Origin of the sequence: Gaiella sp. (assembly GCF_035558935.1) — a bacterium.
GTDB lineage: Bacteria > Actinomycetota > Thermoleophilia > Gaiellales > Gaiellaceae > Gaiella.
In genome coordinates this window covers 1-14,662 of sequence record NZ_DATMBZ010000089.1, presented here as the reverse complement: position 1 = coordinate 14,662, position 14,662 = coordinate 1, and the positions used below count along the sequence as shown (strand labels likewise).

General features: G+C 70.8%; 14 protein-coding genes. 6 read left to right on the top strand and 8 right to left on the bottom strand.

Annotated features, from left to right (window positions below; translation table 11 throughout):
* Window positions 1–3 precede the first annotated feature (3 nt).
* From VNM44_RS08590 to VNM44_RS08555, 8 genes are all read right to left on the bottom strand, one after another.
* Window positions 4–996: an ABC transporter permease gene (locus VNM44_RS08590; RefSeq protein ID WP_325625058.1), complete on the bottom strand. Its 993-nt coding sequence runs from the start codon at window positions 994–996 to the stop codon at window positions 4–6.
* Entirely contained in the window at window positions 974–2,035 is a 1,062-nt protein-coding gene (locus VNM44_RS08585; protein WP_325625055.1) for an ABC transporter ATP-binding protein, read from the bottom strand. The genes VNM44_RS08590 and VNM44_RS08585 overlap by 23 nt, the downstream gene beginning before the upstream one ends.
* Before the next feature lie 89 nt (window positions 2,036–2,124).
* On the bottom strand, window positions 2,125–3,621 hold the full coding sequence (locus VNM44_RS08580; protein WP_325625052.1) for an ABC transporter substrate-binding protein: 1,497 nt from the start codon (window positions 3,619–3,621) through the stop codon (window positions 2,125–2,127).
* Between the two features lie 155 nt (window positions 3,622–3,776).
* The gene (locus tag VNM44_RS08575; protein WP_325625050.1) at window positions 3,777–4,259 is read right to left on the bottom strand and encodes a hypothetical protein; all 483 of its coding nucleotides are present in this window, start codon (window positions 4,257–4,259) and stop codon (window positions 3,777–3,779) included.
* Between the two features lie 59 nt (window positions 4,260–4,318).
* On the bottom strand, window positions 4,319–5,659 hold the full coding sequence (locus VNM44_RS08570; protein WP_325625048.1) for a purine-cytosine permease family protein: 1,341 nt from the start codon (window positions 5,657–5,659) through the stop codon (window positions 4,319–4,321).
* A 188-nt stretch (window positions 5,660–5,847) separates the two neighbouring features.
* A complete protein-coding gene (locus VNM44_RS08565; protein ID WP_325625045.1) occupies window positions 5,848–6,675 on the bottom strand; it encodes an alpha/beta hydrolase in 828 nt (275 codons plus the stop codon).
* Between the two features lie 75 nt (window positions 6,676–6,750).
* Window positions 6,751–7,221 carry a DUF4446 family protein gene (locus VNM44_RS08560; RefSeq protein WP_325625042.1) on the bottom strand — a complete coding sequence of 157 codons (471 nt, stop codon included), beginning with the start codon at window positions 7,219–7,221 and terminating at the stop codon, window positions 6,751–6,753.
* The gene (locus VNM44_RS08555) at window positions 7,218–8,378 is read right to left on the bottom strand and encodes a CARDB domain-containing protein (RefSeq protein ID WP_325625038.1); all 1,161 of its coding nucleotides are present in this window, start codon (window positions 8,376–8,378) and stop codon (window positions 7,218–7,220) included. Before VNM44_RS08555 ends, VNM44_RS08560 begins: the two co-directional genes overlap by 4 nt.
* Before the next feature lie 126 nt (window positions 8,379–8,504).
* Between VNM44_RS08555 and VNM44_RS08550 the strand changes: the two genes are divergently transcribed.
* The 6 genes from VNM44_RS08550 to VNM44_RS08525 form a co-directional block, all read left to right on the top strand.
* Complete coding sequence (locus tag VNM44_RS08550; RefSeq protein ID WP_325625036.1) at window positions 8,505–10,178, top strand: serine/threonine-protein kinase; 1,674 nt, start codon at window positions 8,505–8,507, stop codon at window positions 10,176–10,178.
* 27 nt (window positions 10,179–10,205) lie between these two features.
* Window positions 10,206–11,036: a DUF3662 and FHA domain-containing protein gene (locus VNM44_RS08545; protein ID WP_325625031.1), complete on the top strand. Its 831-nt coding sequence runs from the start codon at window positions 10,206–10,208 to the stop codon at window positions 11,034–11,036.
* Window positions 11,033–11,515, top strand: a complete 483-nt coding sequence (locus VNM44_RS08540) for an FHA domain-containing protein (RefSeq protein WP_325625027.1) — start codon at window positions 11,033–11,035, stop codon at window positions 11,513–11,515. Before VNM44_RS08545 ends, VNM44_RS08540 begins: the two co-directional genes overlap by 4 nt.
* Before the next feature lie 9 nt (window positions 11,516–11,524).
* On the top strand, window positions 11,525–12,448 hold the full coding sequence (locus VNM44_RS08535) for a Stp1/IreP family PP2C-type Ser/Thr phosphatase (protein WP_325625024.1): 924 nt from the start codon (window positions 11,525–11,527) through the stop codon (window positions 12,446–12,448).
* Window positions 12,445–13,752: an FtsW/RodA/SpoVE family cell cycle protein gene (locus tag VNM44_RS08530; protein WP_325625020.1), complete on the top strand. Its 1,308-nt coding sequence runs from the start codon at window positions 12,445–12,447 to the stop codon at window positions 13,750–13,752. The genes VNM44_RS08535 and VNM44_RS08530 overlap by 4 nt, the downstream gene beginning before the upstream one ends.
* Window positions 13,749–14,662, top strand: a 914-nt coding sequence (locus VNM44_RS08525) for a penicillin-binding transpeptidase domain-containing protein (RefSeq protein ID WP_325625018.1), incomplete at its 3' end; no start/stop codon positions are given. The genes VNM44_RS08530 and VNM44_RS08525, both read left to right, overlap by 4 nt.

The window sequence follows — 14,662 nt, the reverse complement described above, 5'->3', positions numbered from 1 at the left end:
CGATCACAGCTCCTCCCGCAGGTTCGAGAGGCGTGTGATCACCCAGACGCCGACCATCAGCACCACGACGAGGAGCACCGCGGAGGCGGCGCCCTGCGGATACTGGACGGCTCCGATCTTCGAGTAGATCAGGGTGCCGACGGACGTGATGTTGCCGCCGCCGACGGTGGCGACCGTTCCGTAGTCGCCCATCGTGAGGACGAAGATGAAGATCGACCCGATCACGATGCCCGGCATCGTCTGCGGGAGGATCACCTCGCGGAATGCCCCCCACCAGTTCGCGCCCAGGTCGCGCGCCGCCTCGAGCGCCGAGCGGTCGACCTGCGCGAGCGTGAAGAACAGCGGCGTGATCATGAAGAGGATGTAGAGCTGGATCATCGCCAGTCGCACCGAGAGGGTCGAGAACCCGAACTCGGAGATCGGCTCCGAGATGACGTGCAGCTTGACGAGAAGCTGGTTGAGCGCGCCCTCGCGTCCCATCAACGGGAACGTCCACGCGATCGCACGCGTGAGGAAGCTCGTCCAGAACGGCGCGAGCGCGATGATGAAGAGGGCGATCTGCACGCGCAGGCTCTGCACCTTGAGCGCGAGGAAGTACGCGACGGGGAACCCGAGGACGAGGCACGCGACCACCGCGATCGCCGAGGTGATGACGGTGGACAGCATGTTGTCCCAGTAGGTGCTGTCGTGGAACAGCTCGCTGTAGTTCGCGGTCGTGAACGTCTTGTCGAACCCGGCGTCGGTCCAGGTCCAGAAGCTGACGAGGACGATGATCACGAGCGGCGCGAGGAGGTAGAAGCCGATCCAGATGAGGCCCGGCGCCGCCAGCGCCGCGGTCACCCATCCGCTGCCGCGTCCGCCGTCGCCGCCTTCCCCGAGCGCCTCCTCGGAACCGGGGCGGCGCTGCCGGGAGAGCTCCTCGGCCTCCTCGACCTCGTCGAGCGCGAGCCGGTTGGCCTCCTCGCGAAGCGAATCAGGCGTCGAGGAGCTGGACATCGTCTTCCTTCCAGGAGATGCGGATCCGCTCTCCTTCCCGGCCGCGCAGGGATGGATAGTGCTCCGCGCCGACCTTGGCGAGCATCCGCTCGTCGCCGGCCAGCAGGTGGAGCTTCACGAGATCACCGAGGAACTCGACGAACACGATTTCGCACTCCGCCGAGTTGAGCCCGTCCCCCGAGCCGTTCGCCTCGACCGTCACCGCCGCCGCGCGAACGGAGATCATCGCCGGGCTGCCGATCGCGCGCCCGTCGCCGGGGGCGTGGACGCTGACGCGGAGGTGCTGCTCGTCGCCTTCGATGATCAGCCGGTCGCCCTCGTGCGCCTTGACGACGCCGCGGAGGATGTTGTTGTCGCCCATGAAGCGCGCGACGACCTCGGTGGCCGGCTTCGTGGCGATGGTCAGTGGATCGGCCACTTGCTGGATCCGCGCGTCGTTCATGACGACGATCCGGTCGGCCATCGAGAGCGCCTCTTCCTGGTTGTGCGTGACGTGGATGAACATCAGCCCGAGCTGGCGCTGCAGGTTCCGGAGCTCGACGCGCATGCGCAGCTGCAGCAGCCGGTCGAGGTCGCCCAGCGGCTCGTCGAGGAGCAGCGCCTTCGGCTTCGTGACGAGCACGCGGGCGAGGGCGACGCGCTGCTGCTGACCGCCCGACAGGGCGTTCGGCTTGCGGTCTGCGAGCGGGACGAGCCCGACCATGTCCAGCGCCCTCATCGCCGCCTCGCGCCGCTCGTCCTTCTTGACGCCGTGCATCTTGAGCCCGAACTCGACGTTCTGAAGCGTCGTCCGGTGCGGGAAGAGCGCGAAGTGCTGGAAGACGGTCGTCGTCGGGCGCTTGTGCGGCGGCAGGTCGACGAGCGACTGGCCGTCGAGGAGGATCTCGCCCTGCGTGGGAAACTCGTGCCCGCCGATCATCCGGAGCGTCGTCGTCTTGCCGCACCCCGAGGGACCGAGCAGCACGACGTACTCCCCGTGGTCGACGTGCAGGTTGACGTCGTCGACGGCGACCGTTCCGCCGGGGAAGACCTTCGTCAATCCGATGAGGTCGAGCCCTGACTGATTGGTCGGGGGGGCGGCGCCCGCCGCCCCCCCGGTTTCGACCCCTTGTTCCTCCATGCGTCGCGCTAGGCGGTGAGGAAGTCGTTCACGGTCTTGACGAGGTAGACGCTCTCACGCGGATAGGAGTTCCAGGACGCGTACTTGCAGATGCGCTGCTGGAACGACCCGCCCTCGCGCCGCTCGCCCTTCTTGATGTCGCCGACCTTCCCGGTGATACCGGGCAGGTCCCGCGACGCCGGCTTGCCACCCCACCAGTAGTCGTACTCGGGAGCGCTGAAGCCGGCCTGCCGACCCGCGGCCGACTTGATCCAGGGCAGCAGCCGCTGCCCGTTCGCGATGTAGTACCCCTGGCGCATGATCGTCGCGCCGAGGTAGCCGTTGTAGTTCCAGTTGAGGTAGTCGTAACAGGCCTGCAGCTTCGCCGGGTCGGTGACCTTCGACGAGATGCCCTCTGCGCTGCACCAGCCGCGGAACCCCTCCTTCGGAGCCGCGTACAGGATGTTGACGCCTGCCGCCTTGACGAGCGCCACGGCGGGCGACCACATCGACTCGAGCACGACCTCCTTGGAGACCATGAGGTTCACCGAGTCGGTGAAAGCAGACCAGAACGCGCGGAACTGACCCTGCTTCTTGTATCGCGTCATGATCTTGTACAGGCGGTCGATCTCGGCCCGCGTGGGGTTGCCGAAGTCCCTGAACTTCATCAGCCCGAGCGCCTGTGCGGCGAACGCGGCGTCCTGCGCCATGATCCCCGGGTCTCTGAGCAGGGAGACACGACCCTTCCACTTCGTGTTGAGGAGCTCGGCCCACGACATCTGCTCGGGCCGCTTGTTGATCACGTCGGCGTTGTAGCCCATCGAGTCGGCGTTGAAGTGGGCCGCGGGGCCGACGATGAAGCGGGGTTGCGGCTTGCCGCCGATCGCCTTCCCGTTCTCGCCGATCCAGCGGACGATCTGCTTGTTGTTCGCCGGGCCGCCCGTGAACGGCGGCAGGCCGGTCGAGCCGTCCGGGTCGACGAACGTCGTGCGGAACGGTGCATTCCCGTCGCCGAACGTGCAGCGCCCCGACGCCGGGTTCAGCTTGCCGTAGGCGAACAGCTTGTAGAACTGGTTCCAGCCCCTGATCTTCCGGGTGTCGACCGGCTGCAGAGAGCCGGAGGGCCAGACGAGCAGCGACTGGTAGTTGTAGCCGCCGAACACGTCGAACGTGTCGGGCGACGTGATCGCGATCTGCGGCTGCTTCTCGGAGGGAGCGAGGATCGGCTTGACGGTGAAGCCGAGGTCCTTCGAGGCCTGCTTGGCGATGTCCGGCGTCGGGAACTCGACTCCGAGCGTGAGCACGCGCAGCGTCCCGGTGAACTTGCCGCTTGCCGACGGCTTGGCCGTCGCTGTACCCGCGAGCGCACCGGCAGCGGTCGCGGCGGCGACGCCGACCGCTCCTCGCTTGAGGAGGTCTCCGCGCGTCAGGCCCCTTCGCCCCTCGAGATCGCCGTGGCCCAGGTCAGCCCCGGCCTCGAGCTCCTTCGCGTACTCGAAGGGATCGTACTCAACCTCGTTGCTCATCTGCTCTCCTTTCCCCCCCGCGACGGGGAAGGAAGTACCAGCACCGGGTGCCGGGGCCGGGATCTCGTGACACGACAGATGGGACGCCCGATGTATACAACCTGCGACCACACGGAGTCAACGCCCCCGTCGGGTCGACCGGAGGGCCGCTCGGGTCAGCAGGGCGGATGCGGAATCCCGATCGCCTTCCCGAGACCCCCGGTTTCGCGGCCCGCGAGCAGGAAGTCGACGTAGGCGACGCTCATGGTGCGGAAGTCCTGACGGCGCCCGGCCGCCTGTGTCCTCTCGAGGATCGCGAGCCGGCGCTGCTGGAGCGCGAGCCACCGGTTCACCTGCGGGCGCAGTGCGTCCGGCGGCTCGAGCGCACCGACGCGTCGCAGCTGCGCCTCGAGGAGCGGGAGTACGCGGTCGACGGCGACGATCACGTTGGCCGGCTCGGCGACGTCGGGCGGGTCGATCCGGTCGAGCCTCGGGCCGTAGACGCGGCAGACGGCGGCGACGTCGGCCAGGTACTCGGCACGCGTCGTCTCGGCGTGCGAGCTCGCCGACGTGACGACGATCACCGCCGCGACGACCCCGGCCGTCACCACGGCTGCCGCGATTGCGACGATCGTCCGTCGGCGCCGCAATCCTCCCACGACCCGTCATCCCCCTCGCGGGGGCGAGGCGAAACGGACCCACGTCCGGTCGCCCGGGCTCACGCGGGCTCCTTCGCGGGTCGCGCGGCGCCTGGCCGGAGCACGCTCGCGAGCGCCAGGTACGCCGCCGCGGCCGCTCCCGCGCCCCAGGCGACCTTCAGCCAGGCGTCGGGAACCGCGTAGTACACGGCGATGCCGGCGGCGACCGCGAGGACCGCCTCGACGTCGACACCGCGCACGTAGCGGTACCTGCCACCGGGGTCGTAGAGCGCCTCGACGTCGAGACGTCCGCCCTGCCGGACGAGGTAGTCCGCGAGGACGACCCCCGTCAGCGGCGCCGCGACGTTGCCGAGGTGCGTGATCCACGACTGGGCCTCCTCGATCAGCGAGGGAAAGCCGGAGAGGACGATCGCCGTCAGGCCGACGACGACGGTGGCGACGATCCGGCCGAGTGAGGGAAGGCTCGAGACGAGCGAGAGCCCGCCCGTGTAGATGTTCGTGACGTTCGCGGCGAACGTCTGGACGACGATCGCGGCGAGCAGCACGACGAGAACGGCGTCGTTCGACGTCAGGGTGCTCGCAGCGACGAAGGGGTTCGTCTCGCCGCTGCCGACCGCGTAGACGCCGCCGATCAGCGTCGTGGTCGCGGTCGCGCCGAGCGTCGACGCGATCAGGCCGATTCGCATGTCCCGGCGAGACCGCGTGTAGCGCGTCAGGTCCGCGATGTTCGTCACGAGGGTGAGCGACGATCCGCACATCACCGTCACGACCGTCGCGAAGCCGACCCACGTGAGCTGCTGCTCGGGCGACTCGACCACCCGGCCGGCGGCGTAGGCAGGGTCGTCCGAGGCCAGCCACACCCCGAGCAGAACGCCTGCGGTGGCCAGCGAGAGCGGGAGCACGATCCGCAGCAGCCAGCGCATGACGTCGAAGCCGAGGGCTGCGACCGCCGCCTGCACGACCGCGATCGCGAGGGCGGTCGGTACGACCGAGGGGCGGACGTCGGCGAGCGCGACGGCGATCGCCTGCACCCCGAACGCCGCCGTCAGCGCCTGTGCGGCGAACCAGTAGACCGACGCGACCACGCGGTAGGGCGAGGTCAACGCCCGGGCGCCGAGACCGCCGAACGTCCCGCGCATCGCCACCTGACCCGGCAGGCCGTCGTCGACGCCCGGCTGCGCGGCGATCGTCAGCGCGGCGTACGCGAGCGCCTGCCCCACCAGCGTGGCGATCAGGGCCCAGACGAGTGGCAGCCCGCTCTCGACGACGGCGAGTGCGCCGAGCACCATCATCACGGGGTTCAAGAAGAACGTGAAGTTGATCGCGAAGAGGTCGTGCCAGCCGACCGTGCGCTCGCCGGCGGGAACCGGCTCGATCCCGTATCTCTCGACGTCCGGCACGACCCCGCCGCCCCGACAGGCCCTAGAGGCTCGATGCGGGTTGGAGGTGCATGCGGCGAGGGCATGCGCCAAGCAGCGGCGCCGGCTCGGGCGACGTGCAGGCTGGACGCCTGGATGCCGACCGAGACGACGCCCATGCGCCGCGCGCAGGCCCCCATCCGTGCGTGCCTGCAACCCGCATCAGGCCTCTAGTGGCGCGCGAAGAAGTCGCCCACCACGCGGTTGTGCTCCTCGCTCGAGTCGAAGATCGTCGAGTGGTTCGCCCCGCGGATGACGTGCACCTCGGCGCCGGCGATGCCGTCGGCGATCGCCTGCTGCCCGGCGGCGTCCGGCCCCTGGTCCCAGGGGGTCATCACGTCCTCGTCGCCTCCGAGGACGAGGGCCGGCGAGGTGATCCGGGGCAGCCAGTCCCGGATGTCCATGTCGCACATCGCCTCGCAGGCCGCGGTGAACACCTCGATGCGGTTGGAATCACGCAGGATCTCCTGGATCCGGTCGGCGAGCGCGACCGCGTCCTGCTCGGCGAGGAAGCGCCGCGAGAGCGCCTGCCACGTGATCAGCTCCGCGAGCACGCGGCTTCCCGGGCCGTCGGGGTCGAGACGCGCGATGTCGATCCAGTTCTTGAAGATCAGCCGACCGCTCGGCCCGAGCTTCGCCGCCGCGCAGTTGATCACGACGGAGCGGGTCCGCTCGGGGTACTTCCCGGCGAAGACGATCGCGATCATCCCGCCCATCGACGTGCCGTGGACGTGGGCGGCGTCGATCCCGAGGCCGTCCATGAGGCCCGCCAGGTCGTCCGCCCAGACCTCCATGTCGTAGTGCTGGACGGGCCGGTCCGACGCCCCGTAGCCGCGCATGTCGTAGTCGATCACCTTGAAGCGCTTCGCGAGCTCGGGAGTGGCCGGGTCGAAGTTGTAGTGACCGAACCCCGCGCCGTGGATCTGCACGACCGGAGGGCCGTCGCCGCTCACGCGATACCAGAGGTTGACACCGTCGACTTCGATCGTGCCTTCCACCCCGTGCCTCCTTCTCGCGACCCCGGTGTGAAGGCGATCATGACCGATCGCGCCCGGCCGCGTCCGGGACCGATCTCAGCGGGCCATCGCGCGCTCGACCGCCTCTGCCTCCTCGGGCGAGAGGGCGAGGTTCGGCTGGCCGTGCTCGAGCTCCTTCACGTAGACCCGCGCATAGTCGCGCCCCTGGATGGCCGTCACGACGGTGCCGGTGCGGTTCGAGTCGAGGAACGCGAACGACGCGGACTGCTGCCCGCCGGCGTCCTCGTAGGCGTCATAGCGGACGACGGAGGTGTTTGTCACGGCGCCGTCGACGCGGCGGTCGACGCGCGTGAGGCCGGCGGCCACCTCGTCCACGGCGCGGTGGAGGTCGTCGATCCGCCCCTGCAGCGAGACCGCGAAGTCGACCACGTCGGTCGTCGAGCCGCCGAGGATCGCCTGCTGTCCGCGCCGCAGGACGCGCACCCGCTTCCAGGCGACCACGGTGACGAGGAGCGCGACCGCCGACACCGCGACGGCCGCGATCGCCACCCCGAGCTCCAACGTCACGACGGCTGGAGCGTGAAGACGACCGGGTACTCGGCCGTGTTGTTGCCCGTGTTCGTCTCCCCCGGGACCGGGGCGACGCTCACCTGCACGGTCGTGTTCTCCTGGAACGGGAAGTCGGGGAAGTCCGCGAAGGTCACGGTTTTCGTCTCTCCCGGGTCGATCACGTCGATGGTGCCCGTCTTCTTGATCGCAGTCGGCTGCGCGGGGATCGTCAGGTTGACCTTCACCCCGACCTCCTGGTTCTCGCCCGAGTTGGTGACGCCGACCTCGAACGAGACGTCCGTCGACACGGTGATCTTCGTCTCGGTGCTCGTCGAGAGCTGGACGTTGGCCGGCTGGACCTTCGTGTACGCGAGCGAGCTGCCGTGCAGGCCGCTCGGCGTGCCGCCCGTCGAGGCGCCGTGGACGCGCTGCCAGATCGAGCTCATCGAGCGGGCCGTGTAGAGGTCGGAGTTCTCGACGAACACCGACGCCGGTGCCGTCAGCCCCTCGACGCCCTCCGAAGCCATGGTCGCCTGCGCTGCCCCCTGGAAGAGGTCCTTCCAGACGACGTCGCTCGCCTCGAGCCGCTCGCCCCACGACGCGAGCTGCTGGCCGGCCGCGGCCTGGTCGTCGGAGTCCTTCGTCGCCCGGAACGTGTCGAGCATCCCCTGGAGGCCCGCGACCCTCAGCTCGAGCGCCTCGATCGCGTGTGCGTGCGCCGGCGTCAACGGGCCGGGCGGGTCGAGGTCGCGGGCGCGCTCGACGTCGAGCTGCTGGCGCTGGACGAAGCCGCCGAGCTTCGTCTCGAGCTCCGTCTGCGCGAGCCCCGGCGTGGTCAGGAGCGTGGCCAGGTCGGAGCCGATCTTCGCGGAGTCGTTGCCCACCTCGCCGGCGCCCGCGAGGTAGTCGCCGTAGGCGGTCTGATCGTCCTGCCCGGCGCATCCCTGCACCCAGACCGCGAGCAGCACGACGACGAGGATCGCAAGGGCGACCAGGCCTGCCAGACGGAGCAGCGGCGTGAGACCCTGCGGTGTGCGGAGCTGTGGCCGGCGTGGGCCACCGCCGCGGGATCCGCCGCCCGGCGGACCGCCGCTCGGACGCGTCGGGGGTGCGATTTCGCGCGTCTCGTCGTCGACGAAGTCGAAGTCAAGGATGTCGTCGTCGTGCACGCTCACGATTGGTCCCCGCCGGGCCGGTGACGATCGACGATGCCTGGCCCCGTCGAGCGCCGTCAGCGGCCGAGTCTACGGGAGATTCGCGGGCGGAGGACGTTCCCCTGGTACGGCGAAGCAGGGAAACCGGTGTCGTCCGCTGCCTTTGCCGTTCCCGACCGAGCGCTCGTCCTCGACCGCTACCGACCGCTCCGTCCGCTGGGCCGCGGAGGCTCCGGCTCGGTGTGGCTCGCGCGCGACGAGCGCACCGGTCTCGACGTCGCGCTGAAGATCGTCCCGCGCGAGGGCAAGCGCGCCGCGCGGGCTGCGCGCGAGATGGAAGCGGCGTCGCGGCTCCGCCACGAGCGCTGTGTCCGTGCCTACGACTTCGGGGGCGACCCGGGCCACGTCTACATCGCCTACGAGTACGTCCGCGGCCGCACGCTCCGCGAAACGCTGCGCACCGAGGAGCTCGACGACGCCGCGGCCGTCGAGATCGCGGCACAGGTGCTCGACGGGCTCGCGCACGCTCATCGGCACGGGATCGTCCACCGCGACGTGAAGCCGTCGAACGTCCTGGTCGAGGAGACCGATCCGATCTCCATCCGGGTGCTCGACTTCGGGCTCGCGCAGTTCGACGAGGCCGACACGCTGACCGCGGTCGGGGACGTCCCGGGCACGCTGGCGTACATCTCGCCCGAGCGCCTCGGCGGCGAGGATGCCTCCGAGCGAAGCGACGTCTGGGCGGTCGGCGTGATCCTCTGGGAGTCGCTCGCCGGAAGCCACCCGTTCTGGGGCGTGCCGCTCCCGCAGGTCGCGTCCACCATCGCGTCCGGCGCCCCTCCGCTCTCGGCCCGTCGCACCGACCTGCCCCGCCGGCTGCTCGCCGCAGTGGACAGCGCGCTGGCGGTCGACCCGGCGAAGCGCCCGCCTGCCGCCCGCCTCGCAGTCGAGCTGCGCGAGGCGTTCGTCGTCGCGCGCCGTCCCGCCGCCGAGCGCCGGAAGCCGAAGCCCACCGGCCGCAAGAGCGTCCGCCCCGCTCCGCGTCCGGCGGCGACCCCGGTCCCTCTGACGCGACGTCTCGTGCCGGCCGTCCTCGCGGCCCTCGCGACCGCCGTCGGGGGCTCACTCCTGCCATTCTGGCCCGGCCCGCTGCTCGCCGCGCTCGCCCTCGCGGCGGGCCTTGCGACGCTGCGCTCGCCGCGGCTCGGCCTCGCCGTGGCGCTCGCGGTGCCCGTCTTCCCGCTCGGAAACGTCGCTCAGGCCGCCGCGGTCGTCTACGGCGTGCTCGCGCTCGGTTGGCTCGCGGTCACGTGGCGGGACGCGCGGGCGGGGCTCGCCTTCTGCGCCGGCCCGCTGCTCGCCCCGTTCGGCCTGCTGGCGCTCCTCCCGCTCGCCGTCCAGCCCGCCCGGGGCCTCTGGCGGCGTGCGCTGCACGCGGGCGCGGGCGTCTTCGCCGCGGCCGCGGTCGCGGGCCTCTCCGGCGGCGCGCTGCCGCTCGGCGGCGCGACCGTCGCCGACCTCGGCGTCGCGCAGAGCGAGCGGCCGACGGACGTGGTCTCCGCCCTCGGCACGGTGCTCGACGCCAACCGGGCGATCGCGACGACAGCCCTCGCGCTGGCGCTCGTCGCCATGCTGCTTCCCCGGGCGACGGCGCGCGGCCCGTGGGGGATCGCCGTCCTCGGTGTGCTCCAGCTCACTCTCGTCCTCGCCTGGGCGCCCTCGATCCCCTGGTCCGGGTTCGTCCTGGGCACCTGGCTCCTCTGCGGCATCCTGGCGGCCGCGCCCTTCCTCGGAGCGATCGCCAGACGCGGTGGTCGCTAGACTCGCTCGGGGGAGGCGCCCCGGTCAATGAGCGTCCTTCGCGCAATCGAGAGCAAGATCGAGGGCCTCTTCGAAGGGGTCTTCGGGCGCGCCTTTCGCACACACGTCCAGCCCGTCGAGCTCGCCCGGAAGCTCGCGAAGGAGATGGACGAGCACCGCTCGGTCTCCGTCTCGCGGGTGTACGTCCCCAACGAGTACACCCTCTATCTCTCCTCGTCGGACCGCCTGCAGTTCGCGGCCTACGAGGGCTCGCTCGTCGGAGAGCTCCAGGAGTACCTCGTCGAGCACGCGCGCCGTGAGGGCTACGCGCTGCTCACGCCGCCTCGTGTCCTGCTCGAGACGGACGACGATCTCGCCATGGGCGAGTTCGGCATCGCGACACGCGTCGTCCAGGCCGACGAGGCGCACGCGGCCGCGGTCGCCGTGCAGCTGCCGGCGCCGGCTCCGGCCGCACCGGCGCCCGTCCCCGTGCCTTCGCCGTCGTTCCCGGAGCCTCCGGCGGCGACGATGGTGTACCGGCCCGAGGCGCCGCTCGCCGAGGACGACGGCCCGCCTCCCGAGGTCGTCCGGGAAAGGGTGACGCTGACCGTCGGCGGGCGCGTCGTTCCCCTGACGACGAGCCGCGTCGTAGTCGGCCGCTCGCGCGAGTGCGACATCCGCGTCGACGACGGGAACGTCTCACGGCGCCACTGCGAGGTCGCCCAGGAGGGGCCGACCGCGTGGAGCGTCGTCGACCTGGGCTCGACGAACGGGACCGAGGTGAACGGCAAGCGCGTCTCGGGAAAGCAGCGGCTCGACGACGGCGACCGCATCGTGATCGGCGGCACCGAGCTCGTCTTCGGGCGCTCTCGCTCGTGAGCGTCGCCGTCACGGCCGACGAGGCGCTCCTCGGCCTCAAGGTCGCGTTCCTCGTCCTCCTCTACCTGTTCGTCTGGCTCGTCGTGCGCTCTGCGACGCGCGGGCTGTCGGCCGGCGCGCCGCAGGAGAGCATCATCGTCCCGGCGGCGGAGGCGGCCGCGCTCCGCGCCGCCCACGGGATCGCCCCGCGCAGGGTCGTCGTGCTCGCGAGCCCGGCGCTCGAGGCGGGCACGGCGATCGAGCTCACGAACAGCGCGCGCGTGGGGCGTGGGGCGGAGAATGCGATCCGGCTCGATGCCGACACCACCGTCTCGAGCCGACACGCGACGATCGACAGCCGCCCCGACGGGCTCTGGGTCGAGGACGAGGGCTCGACGAACGGGACGTTCGTCAACGGCGCCCGTGTCACGAGCGCGCGACTGCTCCAGGCGGGCGACGTGATCCGGATCGGGCACACCGACCTGCGGGTGGAGGCCTGAGGAGCGCCGATGCGGATAGGACGCGCTGCAGGGCTCACCGATACGGGGCGGAGGCGCCGCCAGAACGAGGACGCGTTCGTGTGCGACCCACCGCTCTTCGCGATCGCGGACGGGATGGGCGGCGCCCAGGCGGGCGAGCTCGCATCGCGGCTCGCCGCGGCCGCGATCGAGGAGGCCGCCTCGGCCGTGAGCGACGAGGAGGGCGTCGTCGGCGTCGTTCGAGCTGCGAACGCGCTCATCTTCGAGCGCTCGCTGCACGATCCGGCCGTCGCGGGGATGGGAACGACGGCAACGGTCGCTCTCGTCGACGAGCGGACGGAGTTGCTGACGCTGGCCCACGTCGGCGACTCGCGCGCGTACCGCTACCGCGCCGGAGAGCTCGAGCAGCTGACGACGGACCACTCGCTCGTCGCGGAGCTGGTGCGGAGCGGCCGGCTGACGGAGGCCGAGGCGGCGGTGCACCCGCACCGGTCGGTGATCACGCGTGCCCTCGGCACGGAGGCCGAGGTCGAGGTCGACACGCGCACGGTGGAGGTCGCGTCCGGGGACCTCGTCGTGCTCTGCTCGGACGGCCTGAGCGCAATGGTGCGCGACGACGAGATCGCCCGGTTGATCGGGGCGTCCGACCGCGACCCGCACGCCGCCGCCGAGGCGCTGGTGCACGCCGCCAACGAGCACGGCGGCGACGACAACGTCACCGTCGTCGTCTTCGAGCTGATCGAGGGAGAGCCGGCCGAGCGCGACCGTCGCGCCGCGGAGGCGACAGACGGGCATCCCGATCCTGCCGACCCCGACGACGTCACCCGCGAGTCTGTCCTCGACGACGTGAACCGGCACGGTGCGGGGAAGGGCAGTCGCTGGCCCGCGCTGCTTCTCGTCCTCGCCCTCCTCGCGATCGCCGCCTTCGCCGTCTGGTGGAGCCTCGTGCGGTGAGCGCCCGGAACCGGGAGCTCGCCACGCTCTTCCTCGCGGCGCTCGTCGCCTCGGCGGCGTTCGCGAGCGCGTGGATCTCGGGCCTCGGTGTCGTGGACTACGGGTGGCTTCCCTGGGCCGGGGGACTCGCGGCGGTCTTCCTCGTCGCGCACGCGTTCGCCCGCTGGATCGTCCCGGATGCCGACCCCACGCTGCTGCCACTCACCGCGCTCCTCTGCGCGATCGGGCTCACCTTCGTCTATCGGATCGACCCGTACGACGGGCGCCGGCAGCTCGTCTGGGTCGCCGTCGGTGTCGCCGTCTTCGTCCTCGTCCTCGTCTGGCTCCGTTACGACTACCGCGTCCTCGAGCGCTACAAGTACGTCTTCGGCGTCTCGGCGATCGTGCTCCTGATGCTGCCGTCTGTGCCCGGCCTCGGCCAGCGCGTCAACGGCGTCAAGCTCTGGGTCGACATCGGTCCGCTGCGCTTTCAGCCCGGCGAGATCGCGAAGATCTTCCTCGTCATCTTCCTGGCGGGCTACCTGCGCGACAAGCGCGAGGCGCTCGCCCAGGGACGACTGAAGGACTTCGGGCCGCTGCTCGCGATCTGGGGCGGCGCGATGCTCGTGCTCGTCCAGACGAGCGACCTCGGCTCGGCGCTCCTCAACTTCGGGATCTTCCTCGCGATGCTCTACGCGGCGACCGGGAGGCTGTCGTTCGTCCTCGCGGGCCTCGCGCTGTTCGCCGGCGGCGCCGCGCTGCTCTACGACAAGCTCGACCGCGTCCAGCAGCGCGTCACGGTGTGGCTCGCGCCGTGGACCGACGACAAGGTCTACTGCGCGATCAACGGGAAGCTCGAGTACCGCCAGAACTGCGACTCGTACCAGCTCGTCAAGAGCCTCTACTCGATCGCGAACGGCGGCTACGGCGGCACCGGCATCGGCAGGGGAACGTTCCAGACCGTCGACGGGACGCCGCTGATCCCGTATCTGCAGACCGACTTCGTCTACTCCGCGATCGCGCAGGAGCTCGGGCTGATCGGCGCGGCCGCCGTCCTCCTGCTCTTCCTCGCGCTCGTGGCGCGCTCGATGCGCGTCTCGCTCGTCGCCCACGACGGCTTCTCGAAGCTCCTCGCCGCGGGGCTCGGGTTCGGCTTCGCGCTGCAGACGTTCATCATCGTCGGCGGCGTCCTCCGGCTCGTCCCGCTCACGGGCATCACGCTGCCGTTCGTCTCGTACGGCGGCTCGAGCATCGTCTCGAACTTCGTGATGCTCGCGCTTCTGATGCTCGTCTCGCATCGCGCCGTGCGGACGGCGCCGACGTGAACCGGCAGCTGACCCATGTCGGCTGGGCCGCGATGGGGCTCATCGTCGCCCTGGTGCTCGGGACCACGTACTGGCAGACGTGGGCGCGTCCCGGGCTCGCGGCGCGCCAGGACAACGAGATCCAGCGGGTCTCGGAGTTTCAGGTCCGGCGCGGCCTGATCCTCGCGCCCGAGCGGGTGCTCGCCCGGAACCGCGTCGTCGAGCGGCGTGGCAAGACGCTCTACTTCCGCCGCTATCCGCAGGGGCGCCTGGCCGCCCAGGTGGTCGGCTACTCGACCGCCTCGCGTAGCCGCGCCGGGCTCGAGAAGTCGCTCAACGGGATCCTCACCGGCACCGAGCGCGATCTCGGCGGCCTCGTCGAGCGTCAGCTGAACGACCTCCGGGGCAAGCCGATCGTCGGCGACACGGTGGTGACGACGCTCGACCTCCACGCCCAGAAGGTGGCGCTCGACGCGCTCGGGCGGACGTGCGGTGCCGTCGTGGCGCTCGACCCGCGCAGCGGGAAGCTCCTCGTCATGGCCTCGTCGCCGAGCTACAACCCGAACGTCGTCGAGAACAACTTCGGGAAGATCTCGAAGATCACCGCGGACTGCCGTCCAGCGGCCCCGCTGATCAACCGCGGGACACAGGGCCTCTACCCGCCGGGCTCGACGTTCAAGGTCGTGACGGCGTCCGCGGCGCTCGAGTCGAACCGCTTCTCGCCCGACTCGGAGTTCGTCGACCCCGGCTACTGCATCGCCTACGGCAAGCGGGTGAACAACTTCGACACGTCGAGGCCGTTCGGTCGCGTGTCGTTCGCAACAGCGCTCCAGTACTCGGTCAACTCGGTCTTCTGCAACGTCGGCAAGGCGCTCGGCGCGAAGCGGATCCTCGACCAGGCAAAGAGGTTCGGGTTCTACGAGCGTCCGCC

What these genes read in the sequence shown, in the direction of transcription:
- VNM44_RS08590 (WP_325625058.1), bottom strand. Translation starts at nt 996, where the DNA reads ATGTCCAGCTCCTCGACGCCTGATTCGCTTCGCGAGGAGGCCAACCGG.
- VNM44_RS08580 (WP_325625052.1), bottom strand. Translation starts at nt 3,621, where the DNA reads ATGAGCAACGAGGTTGAGTACGATCCCTTCGAGTACGCGAAGGAGCTC.
- VNM44_RS08545 (WP_325625031.1), top strand. Translation starts at nt 10,206, where the DNA reads ATGAGCGTCCTTCGCGCAATCGAGAGCAAGATCGAGGGCCTCTTCGAA.
- VNM44_RS08535 (WP_325625024.1), top strand. Translation starts at nt 11,525, where the DNA reads ATGCGGATAGGACGCGCTGCAGGGCTCACCGATACGGGGCGGAGGCGC.